General features: G+C 58.3%; 14 protein-coding genes and 1 pseudogene. 9 read left to right on the forward strand and 6 right to left on the reverse strand.

The window, feature by feature from the left end:
• Positions 1-42: 42 nt before the first annotated feature.
• A complete protein-coding gene (locus tag AC4HNJ_RS07495; protein ID WP_490478934.1) occupies positions 43-600 on the reverse strand; it encodes a DsrE family protein in 558 nt (185 codons plus the stop codon).
• A 137-nt stretch (positions 601-737) separates the two neighbouring features.
• On the opposite strand from AC4HNJ_RS07495, the gene AC4HNJ_RS07500 reads away from it, so the two are divergent.
• A complete protein-coding gene (locus tag AC4HNJ_RS07500; protein ID WP_490478935.1) occupies positions 738-1619 on the forward strand; it encodes a LysR family transcriptional regulator in 882 nt (293 codons plus the stop codon).
• Between the two features lie 133 nt (positions 1620-1752).
• Positions 1753-2898, forward strand: a complete 1146-nt coding sequence (locus AC4HNJ_RS07505; RefSeq protein WP_490478936.1) for an NADH:flavin oxidoreductase/NADH oxidase — start codon at positions 1753-1755, stop codon at positions 2896-2898.
• A 37-nt stretch (positions 2899-2935) separates the two neighbouring features.
• Here the strand turns inward: AC4HNJ_RS07505 and AC4HNJ_RS07510 are convergent, their stop codons facing one another.
• Both AC4HNJ_RS07510 and dld read right to left on the reverse strand, forming a co-directional pair.
• Positions 2936-3682: a ZIP family metal transporter gene (locus tag AC4HNJ_RS07510; protein ID WP_490478937.1), complete on the reverse strand. Its 747-nt coding sequence runs from the start codon at positions 3680-3682 to the stop codon at positions 2936-2938.
• 252 nt (positions 3683-3934) lie between these two features.
• Positions 3935-5635, reverse strand: coding sequence for a D-lactate dehydrogenase (dld, locus tag AC4HNJ_RS07515; protein ID WP_490479192.1), 1701 nt, complete (start codon positions 5633-5635; stop codon positions 3935-3937).
• Between the two features lie 161 nt (positions 5636-5796).
• Between dld and AC4HNJ_RS07520 the strand changes: the two are divergent.
• Positions 5797-6006 (forward strand): annotated as a pseudogene (locus AC4HNJ_RS07520) (LysR substrate-binding domain-containing protein); the annotation flags it as partial.
• Positions 6007-6135: 129 nt separating this feature from the next.
• Here AC4HNJ_RS07520 and AC4HNJ_RS07525 read toward each other — a convergent pair.
• Complete coding sequence (locus AC4HNJ_RS07525; protein WP_490478938.1) at positions 6136-6768, reverse strand: CGNR zinc finger domain-containing protein; 633 nt, start codon at positions 6766-6768, stop codon at positions 6136-6138.
• A gap of 159 nt (positions 6769-6927) precedes the next feature.
• Between AC4HNJ_RS07525 and AC4HNJ_RS07530 the strand changes: the two genes are divergently transcribed.
• The 4 genes from AC4HNJ_RS07530 to AC4HNJ_RS07545 all read left to right on the forward strand — a co-directional run bounded on the left by AC4HNJ_RS07530 (position 6928) and on the right by AC4HNJ_RS07545 (position 9592).
• A complete protein-coding gene (locus AC4HNJ_RS07530; RefSeq protein WP_490478939.1) occupies positions 6928-7620 on the forward strand; it encodes an alpha/beta fold hydrolase in 693 nt (230 codons plus the stop codon).
• Positions 7621-7666: 46 nt separating this feature from the next.
• Entirely contained in the window at positions 7667-8293 is a 627-nt protein-coding gene (locus AC4HNJ_RS07535; protein ID WP_490478940.1) for a TMEM175 family protein, read from the forward strand.
• Between the two features lie 49 nt (positions 8294-8342).
• The gene (locus tag AC4HNJ_RS07540; protein ID WP_490478941.1) at positions 8343-9197 is read left to right on the forward strand and encodes an alpha/beta fold hydrolase; all 855 of its coding nucleotides are present in this window, start codon (positions 8343-8345) and stop codon (positions 9195-9197) included.
• A 179-nt stretch (positions 9198-9376) separates the two neighbouring features.
• Positions 9377-9592, forward strand: a complete 216-nt coding sequence (locus AC4HNJ_RS07545; protein WP_490478942.1) for a hypothetical protein — start codon at positions 9377-9379, stop codon at positions 9590-9592.
• A 197-nt stretch (positions 9593-9789) separates the two neighbouring features.
• Here AC4HNJ_RS07545 and AC4HNJ_RS07550 read toward each other — a convergent pair whose 3' ends face one another.
• Both AC4HNJ_RS07550 and AC4HNJ_RS07555 read right to left on the reverse strand, forming a co-directional pair.
• A complete protein-coding gene (locus AC4HNJ_RS07550) occupies positions 9790-11751 on the reverse strand; it encodes a hypothetical protein (protein WP_490478943.1) in 1962 nt (653 codons plus the stop codon).
• Between the two features lie 357 nt (positions 11752-12108).
• Positions 12109-13350 (reverse strand): LysR family transcriptional regulator, encoded by a 1242-nt coding sequence (locus AC4HNJ_RS07555; protein ID WP_490478944.1) that lies wholly within the window; start codon positions 13348-13350, stop codon positions 12109-12111.
• Positions 13351-13448: 98 nt separating this feature from the next.
• On the opposite strand from AC4HNJ_RS07555, the gene AC4HNJ_RS07560 reads away from it, so the two are divergent.
• A complete protein-coding gene (locus AC4HNJ_RS07560) occupies positions 13449-14120 on the forward strand; it encodes a 4-carboxy-4-hydroxy-2-oxoadipate aldolase/oxaloacetate decarboxylase (RefSeq protein ID WP_490478945.1) in 672 nt (223 codons plus the stop codon).
• Positions 14113-15183 carry a 4-oxalomesaconate tautomerase gene (locus AC4HNJ_RS07565; RefSeq protein WP_490478946.1) on the forward strand — a complete coding sequence of 357 codons (1071 nt, stop codon included), beginning with the start codon at positions 14113-14115 and terminating at the stop codon, positions 15181-15183. The genes AC4HNJ_RS07560 and AC4HNJ_RS07565 overlap by 8 nt, the downstream gene beginning before the upstream one ends.
• Positions 15184-15198: the final 15 nt, after the last annotated feature.

Genomic DNA, 15198 nt, shown 5'->3' on the forward strand with positions numbered 1-15198 from the left:
GCGATGCGTTCGGCATCCGTGCAAACCGCGATGCGGGCGGCCTTACATCTGCATGAGGCTATAGCCCTGGGTTTCGAGCGTGGTGACGGTGGTCAGGCCGGAAAGCGCCAAGGTGACACTGGGCGCGATCCAGCCGTATTGGAAGTGATGTTCCGCAACCGCTTGGGCGCACACGGCGACGTCAACGCCTGCATGGTGCAGTTCGGTAATCAGGGCAAGATTGGGATTGGCCACACCGTAGGCGGCGCGATAGTGCGCGTCATCCAGCGCCAGCGGTGTCGCGGCGCCATAGGCCACGGCCACGAACTTCAGATGATCGAGGGGAACACCGGCAGCTGCATACAAGTTGACGGTGCGGGCGACGTGATCCAGTGCCGGATTGACTTGATTCGGTGATTTAGGCGCCTGAGTAAGCGCGAAAACAATCCGATAGGTCTGGTCACGCTGCGGCTTGTACGCAGCATTGGGCAAATAATGAATCTTGCCGTAGCCGGTGATGGTGGGCGTGGCCCAGAACGACGCGGAAGTATCGCCGGCGCTGGCCGTGACGGAGGCGGTGGCAAGAACGGCGGTGGCAAGGAGGGTCGTGAAAGTGCGCATGGCGAATTCCTTTACTCGGTGGACATCCGTAGCCATTGGCCAGAGCGTTCGGGCTGCGGTGGATGGCGCGTAGTCTTGCTCCGGCCGCGACATAGAGCTAATACAATTAATGCCATCGACTCATGCATTAAATGCATATGAACCTCCATCACCTTGCCGTCTTTCATGCGATTGCCGAGACCGGCAGCATTTCCGCCGCCTCGCAGCGGCTTTACATTTCCCAGCCCGCGCTATCGCGGGAACTGAAGGATTTTGAGGCGCGCCTCGGCGTGACTTTGTTCGAACGCATGCCGCGCGGCATGCGCCTGACGCACGCGGGCGAAGTGCTGCGCGACTATGCGAATCGCCTGTTCGATATTTCCCGCATGGCGGAGTCGGCCATGCGGGAAATCGCCGACGCCCGTCAGGGGCTGCTGTCGATCGGTGCCAGCAATACGGTGGGCACTTATCTTCTGCCGCGCATGCTGGCGGTGTTTCGCCGCGCCAATCCGGGCGTGCGTATTGCGATGTATGTCGGCAATACCGCGCAGGTTTCGCAAGGTGTTGCGGACATGCGTTTCACGCTTGGCTTCATCGAAGGCCCGTTACATGTAAGCGGCTTGGTAGCGGAGCCTTTCCAGAAAGACGAGTTGGTACCTGTCGTATCGGCACAACACGAATTGCTGCAGAAAAAACGCCTGGCGCTGGAAGATATTTCGGGCCAGCCGCTGCTGATGCGTGAGAAAGGTTCCGGCACGCGCGAGTTGATTGCCGAACTGCTGGAACAGAACGGCATCCAGCAGGGTAGCGTGATGGAGTTCGGCAACACCGAGGCGCTGAAGCAGGCTACCTTGCACGGTGGCGGCATCGCATGGCTGCCGCTGATCAGCGTGACGCAGGAGCTGCGCGAAGGCAGCCTGCAAATACTCCCCATCAAACGGCTGAGAGTGCTGCGGCCATTGAGCATCATCCGCCGGACCGGCGCCCATGTGGGCCCTACCAGCGAAGCGTTTCTCAAAACCCTCAAGAAGGTGACTTGAGGAGCCAGGAAGGCGCCCATACACAAAGGGTCTGGTTGTCGCCCGCCACCGGTTGCGAGATTCCCGTTCGCATAACTTTCGTTCCAGGCGATCCATCCCCACTGGCAAGATGATTTATTGCAGGAGTTTCGACATGGCTCAGCCAGCGCTTTTCAAACCCATCCATGTGCGCAACCTGGCGTTGGCGAATCGCATCGTGATTGCGCCGATGTGCCAGTACTCGGCCGTGGATGGCTGCATGAACGACTGGCACCTGATGCACCTGGGCCATCTCGCCATGTCCGGTGCGGCGCTGTTGACCATCGAAGCGACAGCGGTTTTGCCAGAGGCGCGCATTACGTATGCGGACGTCGGCTTGTACGACGACCAGACCGAAGCCGCCATGCGCCGTGTATTGGATGGCATCCGCCACTGGTCGAGCATGCCCATCGCAGTGCAGCTGGCCCATGCCGGACGCAAAGCTTCGACGGAGGTGCCTTGGGCTGGTGGCGGACCGATGGCCGCCGATCATCCGCATGGATGGCCGATCCAGGCGCCATCGGCGCTAGCGTTCGATGATGGTTATCAGACACCGGCAGCGCTGGATAAAGAAGGTATGGTGCGCGTGCGCGAAGCCTTTGTGGCGGCTGCGAAGCGCGCCGCCAGACTTGGCGTGGATGCCGTGCAGCTGCATGCGGCGCATGGTTATCTGCTGCATCAATTTCTTTCGCCATTGTCGAATCATCGTACGGACGAATACGGCGGATCGCTGCAAAACCGCATGCGTTTTCCGCTCGAAGTGTTTGATGCAGTACGCGCTGCGTTTCCGGCGGACAAGGTGGTGACGGTACGCGTATCGGGCACTGATTGGGTGGAAGGCGGGTTGGATGTCGAACAGATCATCGTCTTCGCCAAGGCGCTCGAAGCGCGCGGTTGCGACGCCATCCATGTTTCCAGTGGCGGTTTGCATCCTGCGCAGAAGATTCCGGTGGGACCGAGCTATCAGGTTCCGCTGGCGCGTGCGGTGAAAGCGGAAGTGAGCATGCCGGTGGTGGCGGTCGGCTTGATCACCGAGCCGACGCAGGCGGAAGCGATCATCGCCACCGGCGATGCGGACATGATCGCACTCGCGCGCACGGTGCTGTACGACCCTCGCTGGCCGTGGCATGCAGCCGCCGTACTTGGCGCGCAAGTACGCGCGCCCAAGCAGTACTTGCGCTCACAGCCATCGCAGTTCAAGCAGTTGTTTGGTGTGCATGGACCATTGAAGTCGGAAGCGCGTTGGTTGCCGGACGAATGACGGCCCGCTCCGACGGCGACGGACGTGCATTATCTGTTTAGTGCGCGTGGTCGAACGCCGCAGCCAGCCACATAAACGCGAGACCTGCCGCGACGCCCAACGCGGGCGTGAAACCGTGGCCTTCGCGCAAGTTCCTCCACACGCCAGGCAGCACGTCGCCGCACGCGAGATAAATCGTCGTGCCTGCGGCCAATGCGAGACTGGTGCCGAGAAAAAGGGATGATTGCCCGATCAGTGCGATGGCGATGGCACCCAATGGAATGGCCGCCGTCGTCGCCACAGATAACAGGAATGCACGCCGCGGTTCGTAGCCGCCGGCCACCAGTACGCCCGCGTTGCTGACTTCCCGTGGAAGTTCGTGGGCCATGATGGCCAAGGCAACAACTACGCCCAGTGTCCTATCGATCATGAAGCTGGCGCCGATCACGATGCCGTCTACCAGGTGATGGAAGATGTCGCCCACGATGTCCATGCGGGCAAACACGGCTACGGCCATGGACGTGCTGACCGAGCGCACCAGGCATTCGACGATCAGCAAGCCAAGTACGCCAAGCGCCAGGTTGTCGCCCACGCGTTCCGCCGACACACCATGTTCCATCGCTTCCGGCAGCATATGCATCAGTGCATCGCCCAGCAGCAGGCCCGCGGCGATCGCCTGGAACCAGGGCAGCCACGCCAGCAGACGCTGTTTCGGCAACCATACGACGAGTCTGCCGGTGAGCGACGCAGCCGCGACGCCAAGGCTGGCAAGGGAAAGACTGAAAAAATGAATGACTTGCGGCATGGATGCAACTTCGGGAAGTAGTTCGCTAGATTTGTTATAATATAACAAATTGGGGGAATGGAGAGGCCGTTGCAGCGGACCTCGTATCACGCGCATCACATCGGGCGCCTTTGCCTGTTGCCGGCACGTGTGCCGTACCCGGCCAGCATCGGTGTGACGGAGGCGAACTCACAGCATGGATCGCCGCGTCAAAGGTGTTCTGCCAGCGGCCATCGCGAACAGGTATGGTGCTTTGAAATCGCGCGACAGGTTCTAAACGTAATGCGCGCGCTTGGAGGTATGCCCAATGCCCGGGTTGAAGCAGTTGCAGGGATCGAGGCTCATGTAATGGTCACGAAGTGCGGGCTTGGCATGATAGAGGTGGCCGACATTATGCTCGGCCGGGTATTCCGCATCGCGGCGGTCGAGCAGCTTCCACATCCGGTGTTCGAGGTCCATGCAGTCCTGGCCTTTTCTTACAATGTAGTCCTGATGGAATACATGGCATAAGAAGTGGCCGTAATAGAGCTTGATCATGATCGGCGCTTCAATGTCCGGCGGTAATGTCTCGAACCACTGCTGTTCGTTGCGAGGAAGCGCGATGTCCAGCGCGACGATATCTTCCACCTCCCGTGGGTGGGCCGCGCGATAGCGAATAGCGGCACCCGCCGCTGCAAAGCGATGCAGAAAAGCCTTGTCGCCTTCTTCTTTCGTGCATTCGAAGAAGCGTCCGCTGGCCTTGGAAAAGTAGCTCGTCAGAAACGAGCGTGCTTCCTCGGCGCCTTCAGCCGAAACCTTGAGCAGCAAATGATGCTCGAACGACGCATGGAATTCCTTCATGCGCTTGGGAAGATGATTCGGAAACAAGCGGCTCAAGGCCTGCATGATGCGATCGGTCAAATGTGCCGGAAGAAAACCCAGCCGATCGAAGAGGGCGTCGAAGCGCGCCTTCACGCCGAATAACCTGGGCAGACGCGACGTGCCGAAGTACTGGATCATCAGGAAGGTATCCTTGCCGTACTTCTCGGCCACTGCAAACGCATCGCGATGCAGATACTCGCCGGAAATAGGCAGGTGCTTGAACGCACCCAGAATATGCCGCCGTATATCGGTCAGTTCGTCGGTTTTGTTCGTGCCGATGTAGAACACTTTCGCGTCCTTTTCGATCGGAAACGTGTCCAGGCGCACGGCAAACACCATCACTTTACCGGCCGATCCCGATGACTCATAGAGCCGGTGCGGGTCCGCGTTAAAGCGCGCCGGCGTAGGTTCATCGATCTGGCGCACATGCTGCGCGTAATGATGATCCGATCCCGCGGCCACATCATGAAGCACATCGGATGCCGGAATATCTCCGCGATCCAGGCGAGCAAGAATTTTTTCTTCGGGGCCTTGTAGCCGAATGCCGAGATGGTTGACCAGGTGCAACTCGCCGGCGCCGTCCACCTGCGCAAACAGCGACATTTGCGTATAGGCAGGGCCGCGTCGGACCAGTGCACCGCCGGAGTTGTTGCACACGCCGCCGAAGACGGAAGCGCCGATGCAACTGGAGCCAATCACCGAATGCGGTTCCCGACCGATCGGCCGCAGCATGTGTTCCAACTGGTCCAGTGTCGCACCCGGAAGACAGACGACCTGCTTGCCGCCTTCGACGAGGTAAGCCTTCTTCATGCGACTAGTGCTGATAATGACGATGTCGCGGTCGTAGTCTTCGCCATCGGGCGTCGAACCCCCGGTGAGACCGGTATTGGATGCCTGCGGAATAAGAATGACGTTGGCATTGATGCATGCCTTGAGCACGCCCCACTGTTCCACCAGCGAGCCCGGCCGCACCACGGCCAGCGCCTTACCCGTGCCGAATCGAAAGCCCGTCCGGTAACGACGCGTTGCGCTCTCGGACGTCAACACATGCTCTTTCCCGACGATAGACGCGAGAACGGAGACGAGATCATCCTGCCTGGCGCCCGCTTTTATCGAAGCGGCTGCCGGCCATTCAAAAGGGATGGACACGGTGGAACTCCTTCGTTACGTGGGATCAGCGGGACCCGGCAAAACATGACCTGTGCTGATCATGCTAGTGACGATGTGTGACTGACGTGTCGCCAGCGTAAGTTGTTGCCTGTACCGAATCCAATACCTATGAATGGCTTCTTGAAATGGTTGCTGCCGGTTTCGGAGTCGCGTTGATTCCTTCCTCGATTCAGCAAATACATGCCGACGGTGTTACCTATCATGCGATCAAGCATCAGGCCTTGCGCACCACCATAGCGCTGGTGCATAGGGTTCGCGAAAAGTCCGCGATAGTGCAGAACTTCGTACGCATTCTCAGAGCGACGAAGCCTTAGATTGCCCATGGCCGGTTCAAGCAGATCTGCAGCACCCGTCCGCTTCAAGTCCTGGCGCTCTCACTAATGCACGTGGGTGCGGACATTCCGGTGAGTACAACAACGCCTGAAATGCATGTATCACATGCATCAGGCGTTATCGGCCGCTGCCTTGCGACGAAGCCGATGCGCAGCCTGCTTTGCGCGGTTGCCGCACAGCGCCATGCTGCACCATCGGCGCGCGTGACCTCGGGTGTGATCGGCGAACAGTAACGTGCAGGCTGGGCCTTCGCATGCTTTCACGTACAAAAAATTTTCTTCGCAAACCAGACTCGCCATCGATTCGGCAATCGGCAACAGCAGGGCCTCCGGTGAGCTCCATCGCCGCGATCGAACCAAGCCAAAGGTCAACGGCTCGCTATCGTTCTGCACAACGATTTCTTCAAACGCCTCGTCGCGCTTGAGCAACTGATTGAGCGGCTCCAGCGCCGCCAGATCGGAGGCTTGCAGCGGCTGGCCCTTATGGGCCTGGACGAAAGCGCGGAACCACTCTCTCAGGTTCCGCGCCTGGTCGGCCAAGCGGTCGATTTCCCCTGGGAGTGCGCGTGCCTGTGCAGACTGGAGTACCTCATCCGGTACCAGTCGTGCCTGTCGAAGCCAACGCAGTAACCCCTCTCCGTCATCGAGCCAGTCAACAGGGGTGTCGACGGGCGTGGCGACTGAATTCAAGAAATCCAAGCCGAGCGAATCGGCGACAAAGAGGGCGGGGGCGGATTGCGCCATGGGTAAGCTCCTTTTCACCTAAAGATAACCATCTAAAAGGCACTTGACAAGTTACATTTGAGATATGTAACCTCCAAATCAAGATTGGTGCGGTTATCAAATTTCAAGCTTGCCGGCCTGCTTTGACGCCTGCTTTTGACCCTTGAGGAGGGGACTTTCATGAACACGAATAACGCAACCGTGGTATTGGCTCATGGTGCCTGGGCAGGGGAGGCGAGTTGGGGCAAGGTCGTCGATCTGCTAGGCAAAAGCGGCGTCAAGGTGGTTACTGTCCGGCTTCCGCTGACGTCACTGGACGACGATGTGGCGGCGCTCGATAAGACGCTTCAGGCCATAGACGGCCCGGTCGTTCTCGCGGGGCATGCGTATGCTGGCGCGGTCATCGGCGCGACGCGCAGCAAGCAGGTACGCGCACTGGTCTACATCGCCGGTATCGCGCCCGACGAGGGAGAGACCGTCGCGGAGGTGTTCAATCGCTACGGGCACGACGACAAGGCCCCGGTTTTGGCACCGGATGCCGATGGACTGATCCGACTTCCCTTTGAAGCGTTCGGAACGGCGTTTGCCCAGCACGCCACGCTGGAAGAGCAGAAAGCGCTCGCCGCCACCCAGCCGCCCATTTCACCGACGTGCATCACCGTGCCAGTGGGACGCCCGCTCTGGAAAGAAGTGCCCGCGTGGTATTTGCTGGCGGAACAGGACCACATGATTCCGGAAGAGACCCAGCGCTTCGTGGCCGAACGCATGAACGCCCGCATCAGCGCCTATCCCGTCGATCACGTCCCAAGCGTTACCGCGCCCGGACTTGTCGAAAAGATGATCGTCGAGGCCCTGGCTCAGGTCGCCGCTTAGCAAGCTCTTAGTCTGCTTTTTCTGCGGGCATCACGGGGAAAGTGTTATGCGCACACAGAAGATTTCCGGGCAACGTACCGCTGCGTTTTCGGACGGTGTCATTGCAGTGGTCATCACGCTCATGGTGCTCGAACTGAAAGCGCCGGAAGCCGCAACGTTCTCGGCGCTCTTGCCACTGTGGCCGACCGCGGTGAGTTACGCCGTGAGTTATCTCTTCATTGCCATCATCTGGATGAATCACCATCACCTCCTGCGGTTCGTCCACTCGGCCACCCCTCGCCTGATCTGGATAAATTTCGCGCATCTGTTTGCGATATCGCTGATCCCATTTGCCACGGCGTGGGTAGCGCGCACACGGCTGCAAGCAGCGCCGGTCACCTTGTATGCCGCCATGTTCGTGATCGTGAACATTGCTTACCGCCTGTTCGAGTCGGAAGTACTCAAGCAAGCAACTCCTTCGCAGATGTGTCAACGCATGCAGCGCATGGCGAGACGTCGTTCGCTGGTGACGATCCTGATTTTTGCCACGGCAGCGTTGGTGTCGGCGACCGCTCCGCTGGCTGGTTTCGGATTGATCTGTATTGCCCTGTTTTCGTACCTGCGGCCGGAAGCGCCGGGCAGCAGTCGATGGCCCACACGCAAGCACGCCATGACCCTGCTCAAGCAACTTTAGCCATTAGCCATTCCGCATCGCGGATCCCCCTCATCAAAGGAGAACCATCATGAACGCCATTCGTTATCGTCGCGCCGATGTAGACGGTTTCAACATCTTCTATCGCGAAGCCGGCATGGCCGGAAAGCCGAAGCTGCTACTGCTGCACGGATTCCCCAGCGCCGGACACATGTTCCGCGACCTTATTCCATTGCTGGCTGATCAATTCCACATCGTCGCCCCCGATCTGCCAGGCTTCGGCCAGTCCGACATGCCGCCCCGCAGCCAATTCACCTATACCTTCGATCACATTGCCGAGGTGATGACCCGCTTCACCGACGTGGTGGGTTTCGATCGCTTCGCCATCTATGTCTTCGACTACGGCGCGCCCACCGGCTTCCGCATGGCCGTCAAACACCCCGAGCGCATCACCGGCATCATTTCTCAGAACGGCAATGCCTACCAGGAAGGGCTGAGCGAAGGGTGGAACCCGATCCAGGCCTACTGGCAAGATCCCTCGGATGCGAACCGCCAGGCACTGCGTGCATTCCTGAAGCCAGAGACGACACGTTGGCAATACACGCATGGCGTGGCCGATGAATCGCTCGTCTCCCCCGACAGCATCGCGCTGGACAACTACTACCTGGCACGCGAAGGAGCCGACGAGGTCCAACTGGATCTGTTCTACGACTACCGCAGCAACGTCGCGCTCTATCCGACGTTCCAAGCCTATTTCCGCAACCATCGGCCGCGCTTCCTGGCGGTATGGGGCAAGAACGATCCGTTCTTCCTGCCGCCGGGTGCGGAAGCTTTCAAGCGCGACATTCCCGATGCACAAGTCCGCTTCTTCGACACCGGGCATTTCGCACTGGAGACGCACGCGAACGAGATCGCCGAAGCCATTCGCGAGTACTTTGTAGCTTGACCTGCAAATATAGACGCCACCGGCGCGTTTGCTGGAAATGGGGCGCGTTGGCGTGTTGGATTGGCGCAAATATATTCTTCTTGACACAAAAGTCGCGATTTGATCGTATCTGAAACGCTGCATTCATCGGTACGCGCAGCGATTTTCCGTTAATCAAAGCCAAAGGAGTGATTGTGCTTATGAGTAAAAAAATTGAAGTCATGGGAAAAGTGTTTGCGGCTGCTTCCATCACGTTCGCGATACCCGCAACCTCCGTTCTCCATCAAACGTTACCGAAGGCAACCGTTACTGGAGTTCAATCGCAGGCTACATCCGCTTCTAAATTGGCTGATACCTGCTCGATCACCGATATTCTTGCCGGCCTCTGCTCTAACGATGACAGATCTTGGAGCTGATGCTATGGGTGGATTGTCTTCAAAAAACGGTCTGTGGCCATGACAAGGCATGCAAACGAATAGATGCTCCATTGCTTCATGAGTGATAAGGTGTGGTTGCACGGTTTAGGTTGAACCGTTTTGCGGTTGCAGCGCAACCGCAAAACGCCATACCTATCGAGGATAGCCGGCCCTGTTATTCAGATAATGGCGAAAAATTATACACATCGAGTTCGGATGCGTTTGATTGATATCCGGCCGCCGAGAATCGCGGCCACGGTGATCGAATAGATATCAGGATGCATTTCGAGTGGACATTGGAAGTTAATGGCTGCATTGCCTTTTGAAACTGGACCGACCACGCGGGACAAATACGGTGCGTGTCCGTAATGTGTGATATGAAAGCCGAACACCGAGCCCCAGTCGAGTTGTTGCCACACTAGGTCGTCCCGTTTTCTCTTCAGGGTTGCCGTTATCGATACGTCGTCTCCTCTGCGCCAAGTGGTGCTGGCAGATACGGACAACTGCCCGGCGGCAGGTAGTCCGATTTCGAATGCTCCACAGGTTAGGCAAGTCCTGCGATATCCAGATATACCTTCAAATAAAAATGAGGAAAATTTTGTCTGGAATAAATCGTTTCCGCAATTTTCACATAATAAGGAAGTCTTTTCCAATTTGCTTTTGCGTTTTCCGAATTCACCCAACGCATAATCACTGCTTTGAAAGCAGACCAACAAATTTTCAATAAGGTGTGCGTCGCAATCTTTGCCAACTCGTATGGCCTGTTGGAATAACTTAAGTGCCTTATTATGACCGAACTTATTGATTTTCCAGTGCTCTACTTCGGAAAGAAAGGCTAATGTGAGGGTAAGGTAGTGCGATACGCCGTTTTCAAAAGCAAGGAATATCTCTTTACTATTGGTCACGCTATGCGTTGGGCTTTTAAGAGCTATCAGGCGTAGTGATGCCAAGTGCTCGCTAAATCTGCGCCCTATTTGAACAAGCATGCGTTGCCATGCGGTTAGGGCCAATTCAAGCTCGCTGATTGATAAGGTCTGCATTTGTTGCTCTGCGAGATCGTTACCGTCAACATCTATGCCCGAAGATGGATTATCGAAAGATGTATGGATAAGACCTGAATACACAAAAGGATCTATGATATTCAATGCACTTCGTAGCGAACGAAGTTTCAAATAAAGCTGGAAAAGTGTTTCGCCGGTATTCAGGGTTCTTTCTGCCAGCGTTAATTCTCCTGGGTGAGCGATGTAACTGCAATGCGCGGCGATAACGGCGGAAACGTAACCTTCAAGTGCGCTAATCACCAGATTGGACGTTGACGGATACTGACCGTCCCCAAGGGTAAAAGGGTTGCAGGTAAGAAACGCCATACTTTGCGCTTGCATGTCTTGCGCGACGCATACGCCGGCATGCTTGGGGCTTTTGCGTTTGCAATGCGGACTGTCTGGCCTATGCTCGCAGCCGGGAATGGATGAGCCATCCGACAGATACTCCTTTCTCCCAACGCGCCCACACATCACAACATTGCCGACGTTGGCGTGAGCGCTGTCGCCATGAGCTTGAATGACAACGGTGCCCAACTCGGTGGAACTACTAGGTATGCAATCAGCCGGAGTTATCAGCGCAGAAAAATCAGAGGTATTGCTAGCCAAAGCATCGCAAATGAGATGGTTGCCGGGTTTATCTGCCATGCCTGCGAGAAGCAGCTTAGCCGCAATAAAGCTGGCGCCGGGTAGGTCGATGGCTGGCAAGAAGCTCGTATGGCTGAAGCGGTCGCGAAATTCCGTCAGCAGGCGGTTTGTCATGCTTTCGGGCTTGCCGAATACGTAAATGGAATCGACCTTGGTTATGTCTTGTTTGCGCTGGACAAAATGAGCACCCAGGAGACGAGAAAAATATGCTGCTACGGCCGTCAGTTCTTCAGAAATGGAAAAGACCTGAATGCGGGGCTGGCACGGAAATACTGCCGCACGACCTGAATGCAGCTTTTTTGCATACCAATCCAGGACGGCTCGCCAACGATCCCATCTGTCCTTGGACTCAGGGGTGATGACGTGGATGCCCGGAATATTCTTGTTCCCGTATTCAGACCGCTCGCACCAATGGACCTCCGTGAATTTTTCTTGCACGATGTCTTGGACAATGAAGGGGCCGGCTACCATTTGCTGCTTGCCTACGTTGGGCGCAATCGGCGGCGCCAGATGAGTGATGCTACAGCTTGAGGTTCTTCGGCCAAAGTTCGGTTGGGGCCAACGAAGGCCCTGATAGAAATGCCGCAACGCAACTTGCAACACTAAGGGGTTTCATCGAACTTGCGCCATCGTCTTGTCTGACAAGCATCGCGGTTTTATGCCGACGAGTTTTGTCTGACCCATCAGACACCCATAATTAACTATTTCTTATGGCTTGAAGTGAACTGGCGTCTGCATTTACCTCGCCAATGGGAATCGGTCGCGAGGCAATATGACGAGTGTTGCGACTTCCACAAATTCATTTGCGAATGCAGCAAAAATGTTTGCTCAAGGGTAGCGGAACGGCCATTTCCGAGGCTGGCGGCCCCGTTCGGCGCACACCTGTTTGAACGTATCCACGAACTGCGCCTGCAGGCGAGTAGGGTGCCAGTCGCTACGGGTCGTCAGGCCGATGCGTCGACGCACGCTCGCGCCGGCGGTGCCCAGTTCGCATAGCAGTCCCGCGCGCTGCTCGATCATGAACTGGTCGCGCGACATCAGTGTCAGCCAGTCGTCTTCGAGCATCAGGCCGCGGACGATGAGCACGGAGCCGCACTCGATGCGCAGGCGTGGCGGCTCAAGCTTGCGTTCGCGAAACATCTTTTCCCAGCGAGCACGTACTGGCGCGCCTTGAGCGGATACCACCCATGGATAGTCGAGCAGGGTACGAAAATCGAGCGGACGGCCGGCCAGTGGATGGCCGCTGCGTGCCACGATCACAGGCTCATCGTCGAACATGCCCTCCTGCACCACATCCCGTACTGGCAAGGGATTGCGCATGGCGCCGACGACCATGTCCAGGCTGCCCTCGCGCAAATGGCTGAGCAACTCCACATAAGGCCCTTCGACCACGCTTATCGCAGCACTGGGGTTGGCGCGCGAAAAGCGTGCGAGCACCTGTGGCAGCAGAACAGTGCGCGCGAGCGGCAACGTACCCAGCACCACCCGGCCGGCGCCCTGCGAGCGCAGCGCGGCCAATTCATCCAAGCCGGCCTGTAATTCACTGCGCGCCAGTCGCGCAAAACGCAGCATGCGCGTCGCGGCGGCACTCAATTGCAGCGTCTTGCCGCGCCGTTGCACCAACGGGAATTCCACCACTTCGGCGAGTTCGCTCATGGCGCGGTACACCGCCGGCTGCGAGATGCCCGATCGCGCCGCCGCGAGCGAATAACTACCGCCGTCAGCGACTTCGGTCAGGGCGCGCAACTGGCCCAAGGTCACGTGTCGCTCCAGGCCGGTGGTCATCGGCAAGCGCATGGTGCGGCGGGCAAGCCGGATGCCGCGCGCGACGTAGCCGCGTGCACGCAATATGCGCGGCACCAGCAGTTGCCCGGCTTCGGTCGCTGTCATGCCGCCTGGATGGCGTGCGAACAAGCTTGTATCGAGCTGTTTCTCCAGGCGTCCGATCGCCTGCGTGAGCGCCGGCTGGGAAAGGCTCACCAGTGGCAGCGCCGCGCTGATGCTGCCGGCTTCCGCTACGGCAACGATCGCCAGCAGATGCCGCATGTTGAGCTCATGAACTTCCGTCATCACTCAACTATAACCAAATGCAATAGTCGTTACGAATTTCGAACTTGGTCTGGCGCGGTCGCGAGCCGAGACTCCACCCACTCGAAGGAGAAACGTTCATGAGTGTGGTGAAGACCCAAATCCAGCGAGCGAGCGTGGCAACGATCGAAGGTCTCGGCTGGGCTGGCGTAGCGACAGTGCACGAAGCACAAGGCCGCACCGGCCTGCTGCATTCGAGCCTGCGCCCGATTTTTCCTGGCGCGCGCATGGCCGGTTCGGCCGTAACCGTGCTGATGCCGCCGGGCGATAACTGGATGATGCATGTGGCGATCGAACAGTTGCGCGAGGGGGATATCCTGGTCGCCGCGACCACGAGCCCGTGTGAAGACGGCTATTTTGGCGACCTGCTCGCCACCTCGGCCAGGGCACGTGGCTGCCGTGGGCTGGTGATCGACGCCGGTGTACGCGACGTGCGCGAACTGACCGCGATGGCTTTTCCGGTATGGAGCAAAGCCATCCACGCACAAGGTACCGTGAAGGAAACACTCGGCTCGGTAAACGTGCCGGTGGTGTGCGCCGGTGCCTTGATTCATGCCGGTGACGTGATCGTCGCCGACGACGACGGCGTCTGCGTGGTGCCGCAAGCCCAAGCCGCCGACACACTGAAAAAGGCACAGGAGCGCGAAGCACGCGAAGAAGAAAAACGTCATCGCCTCGCTGCAGGCGAACTCGGCCTGGATATCTACAACATGCGCGAACGGCTTGCCCAGAAGGGATTGAAATATGTCTGAGCAAGCTGAACTGACCGCCGTACGCGCGATGTGGATGCGCGGCGGTACGTCCAAGGGTGGATTCTTCCTGGCAGACGAATTGCCTGCCGATCCACAGGAGCGAGACGCGTTTCTGCTGCGTGCTTATGGATCGCCCGACGCACGTCAGATCGACGGCATGGGCGGCGCTGATCCACTCACCTCCAAGGTGGCGGTGGTATCGCGCTCCCAGCATCCGGGTGCCGACGTGGATTACCTGTTTCTGCAAGTGTTCGTCGACCAGGCGCTGGTCAGCGATGCCCAGAACTGCGGCAACATGCTGGCCGGCGTTGGACCGTTTGCCATCGAGCGCGGGCTGATATCCGCACAATCCGACGAGACCGACGTGACCATCTATATGGTCAACACCGGCAAGCTCGCTACCGCCACGATCAAGACGCCCGCCGGCAAAGTGAACTACGCGGGTACGGCGCGCATCGACGGCGTGCCCGGCACCGCCGCACCCATCGCCCTGACTTTCAGCGATATTGCCGGCTCCAGTTGCGGTGCCTTGCTGCCGACCGGTCATGCGACGGACACCATCGACGGCATCACCGTCACCCTGATCGACAACGGCATGCCTTGCGTGGTGTTGCGCGCGCAGGATCTCGGCATCAGCGGTTACGAAGAGCGCGACACCCTCGATGCCAACGACACACTCAAGGCGAAGCTCGAATCGATCCGCCTGCAGGCCGGTCCGCTCATGCGGCTGGGCGACGTACGCGAACAATCGGTGCCCAAGATGATGCTGGTCGCGCCGCCGCGCGCCGGTGGCGCGATCTGCGTGCGTTCTTTCATTCCGCATCGCTGCCACGCATCGATCGGCGTGCTGGGTGCGGTGAGCGTGGCCACGGCTTGCCTGATCGAGGGCAGTCCCGCGGCGGAATGGGCAAACGTACCCGATGGGCGCCGCAAAATGCTCGAAGTGGAACATCCGAGCGGATCGATGGCTTGCATGTTGGAAGTCGACGACCACCGCCAAGTGACACGCGCCGGCACCATGCGTACGGCGCGAAAATTGTTCGACGGCATACTGTTCGGCTAAGCGATGCGCGGCGAA

It is taken from the genome of Dyella sp. SYSU CM1112, from assembly GCF_058216415.1.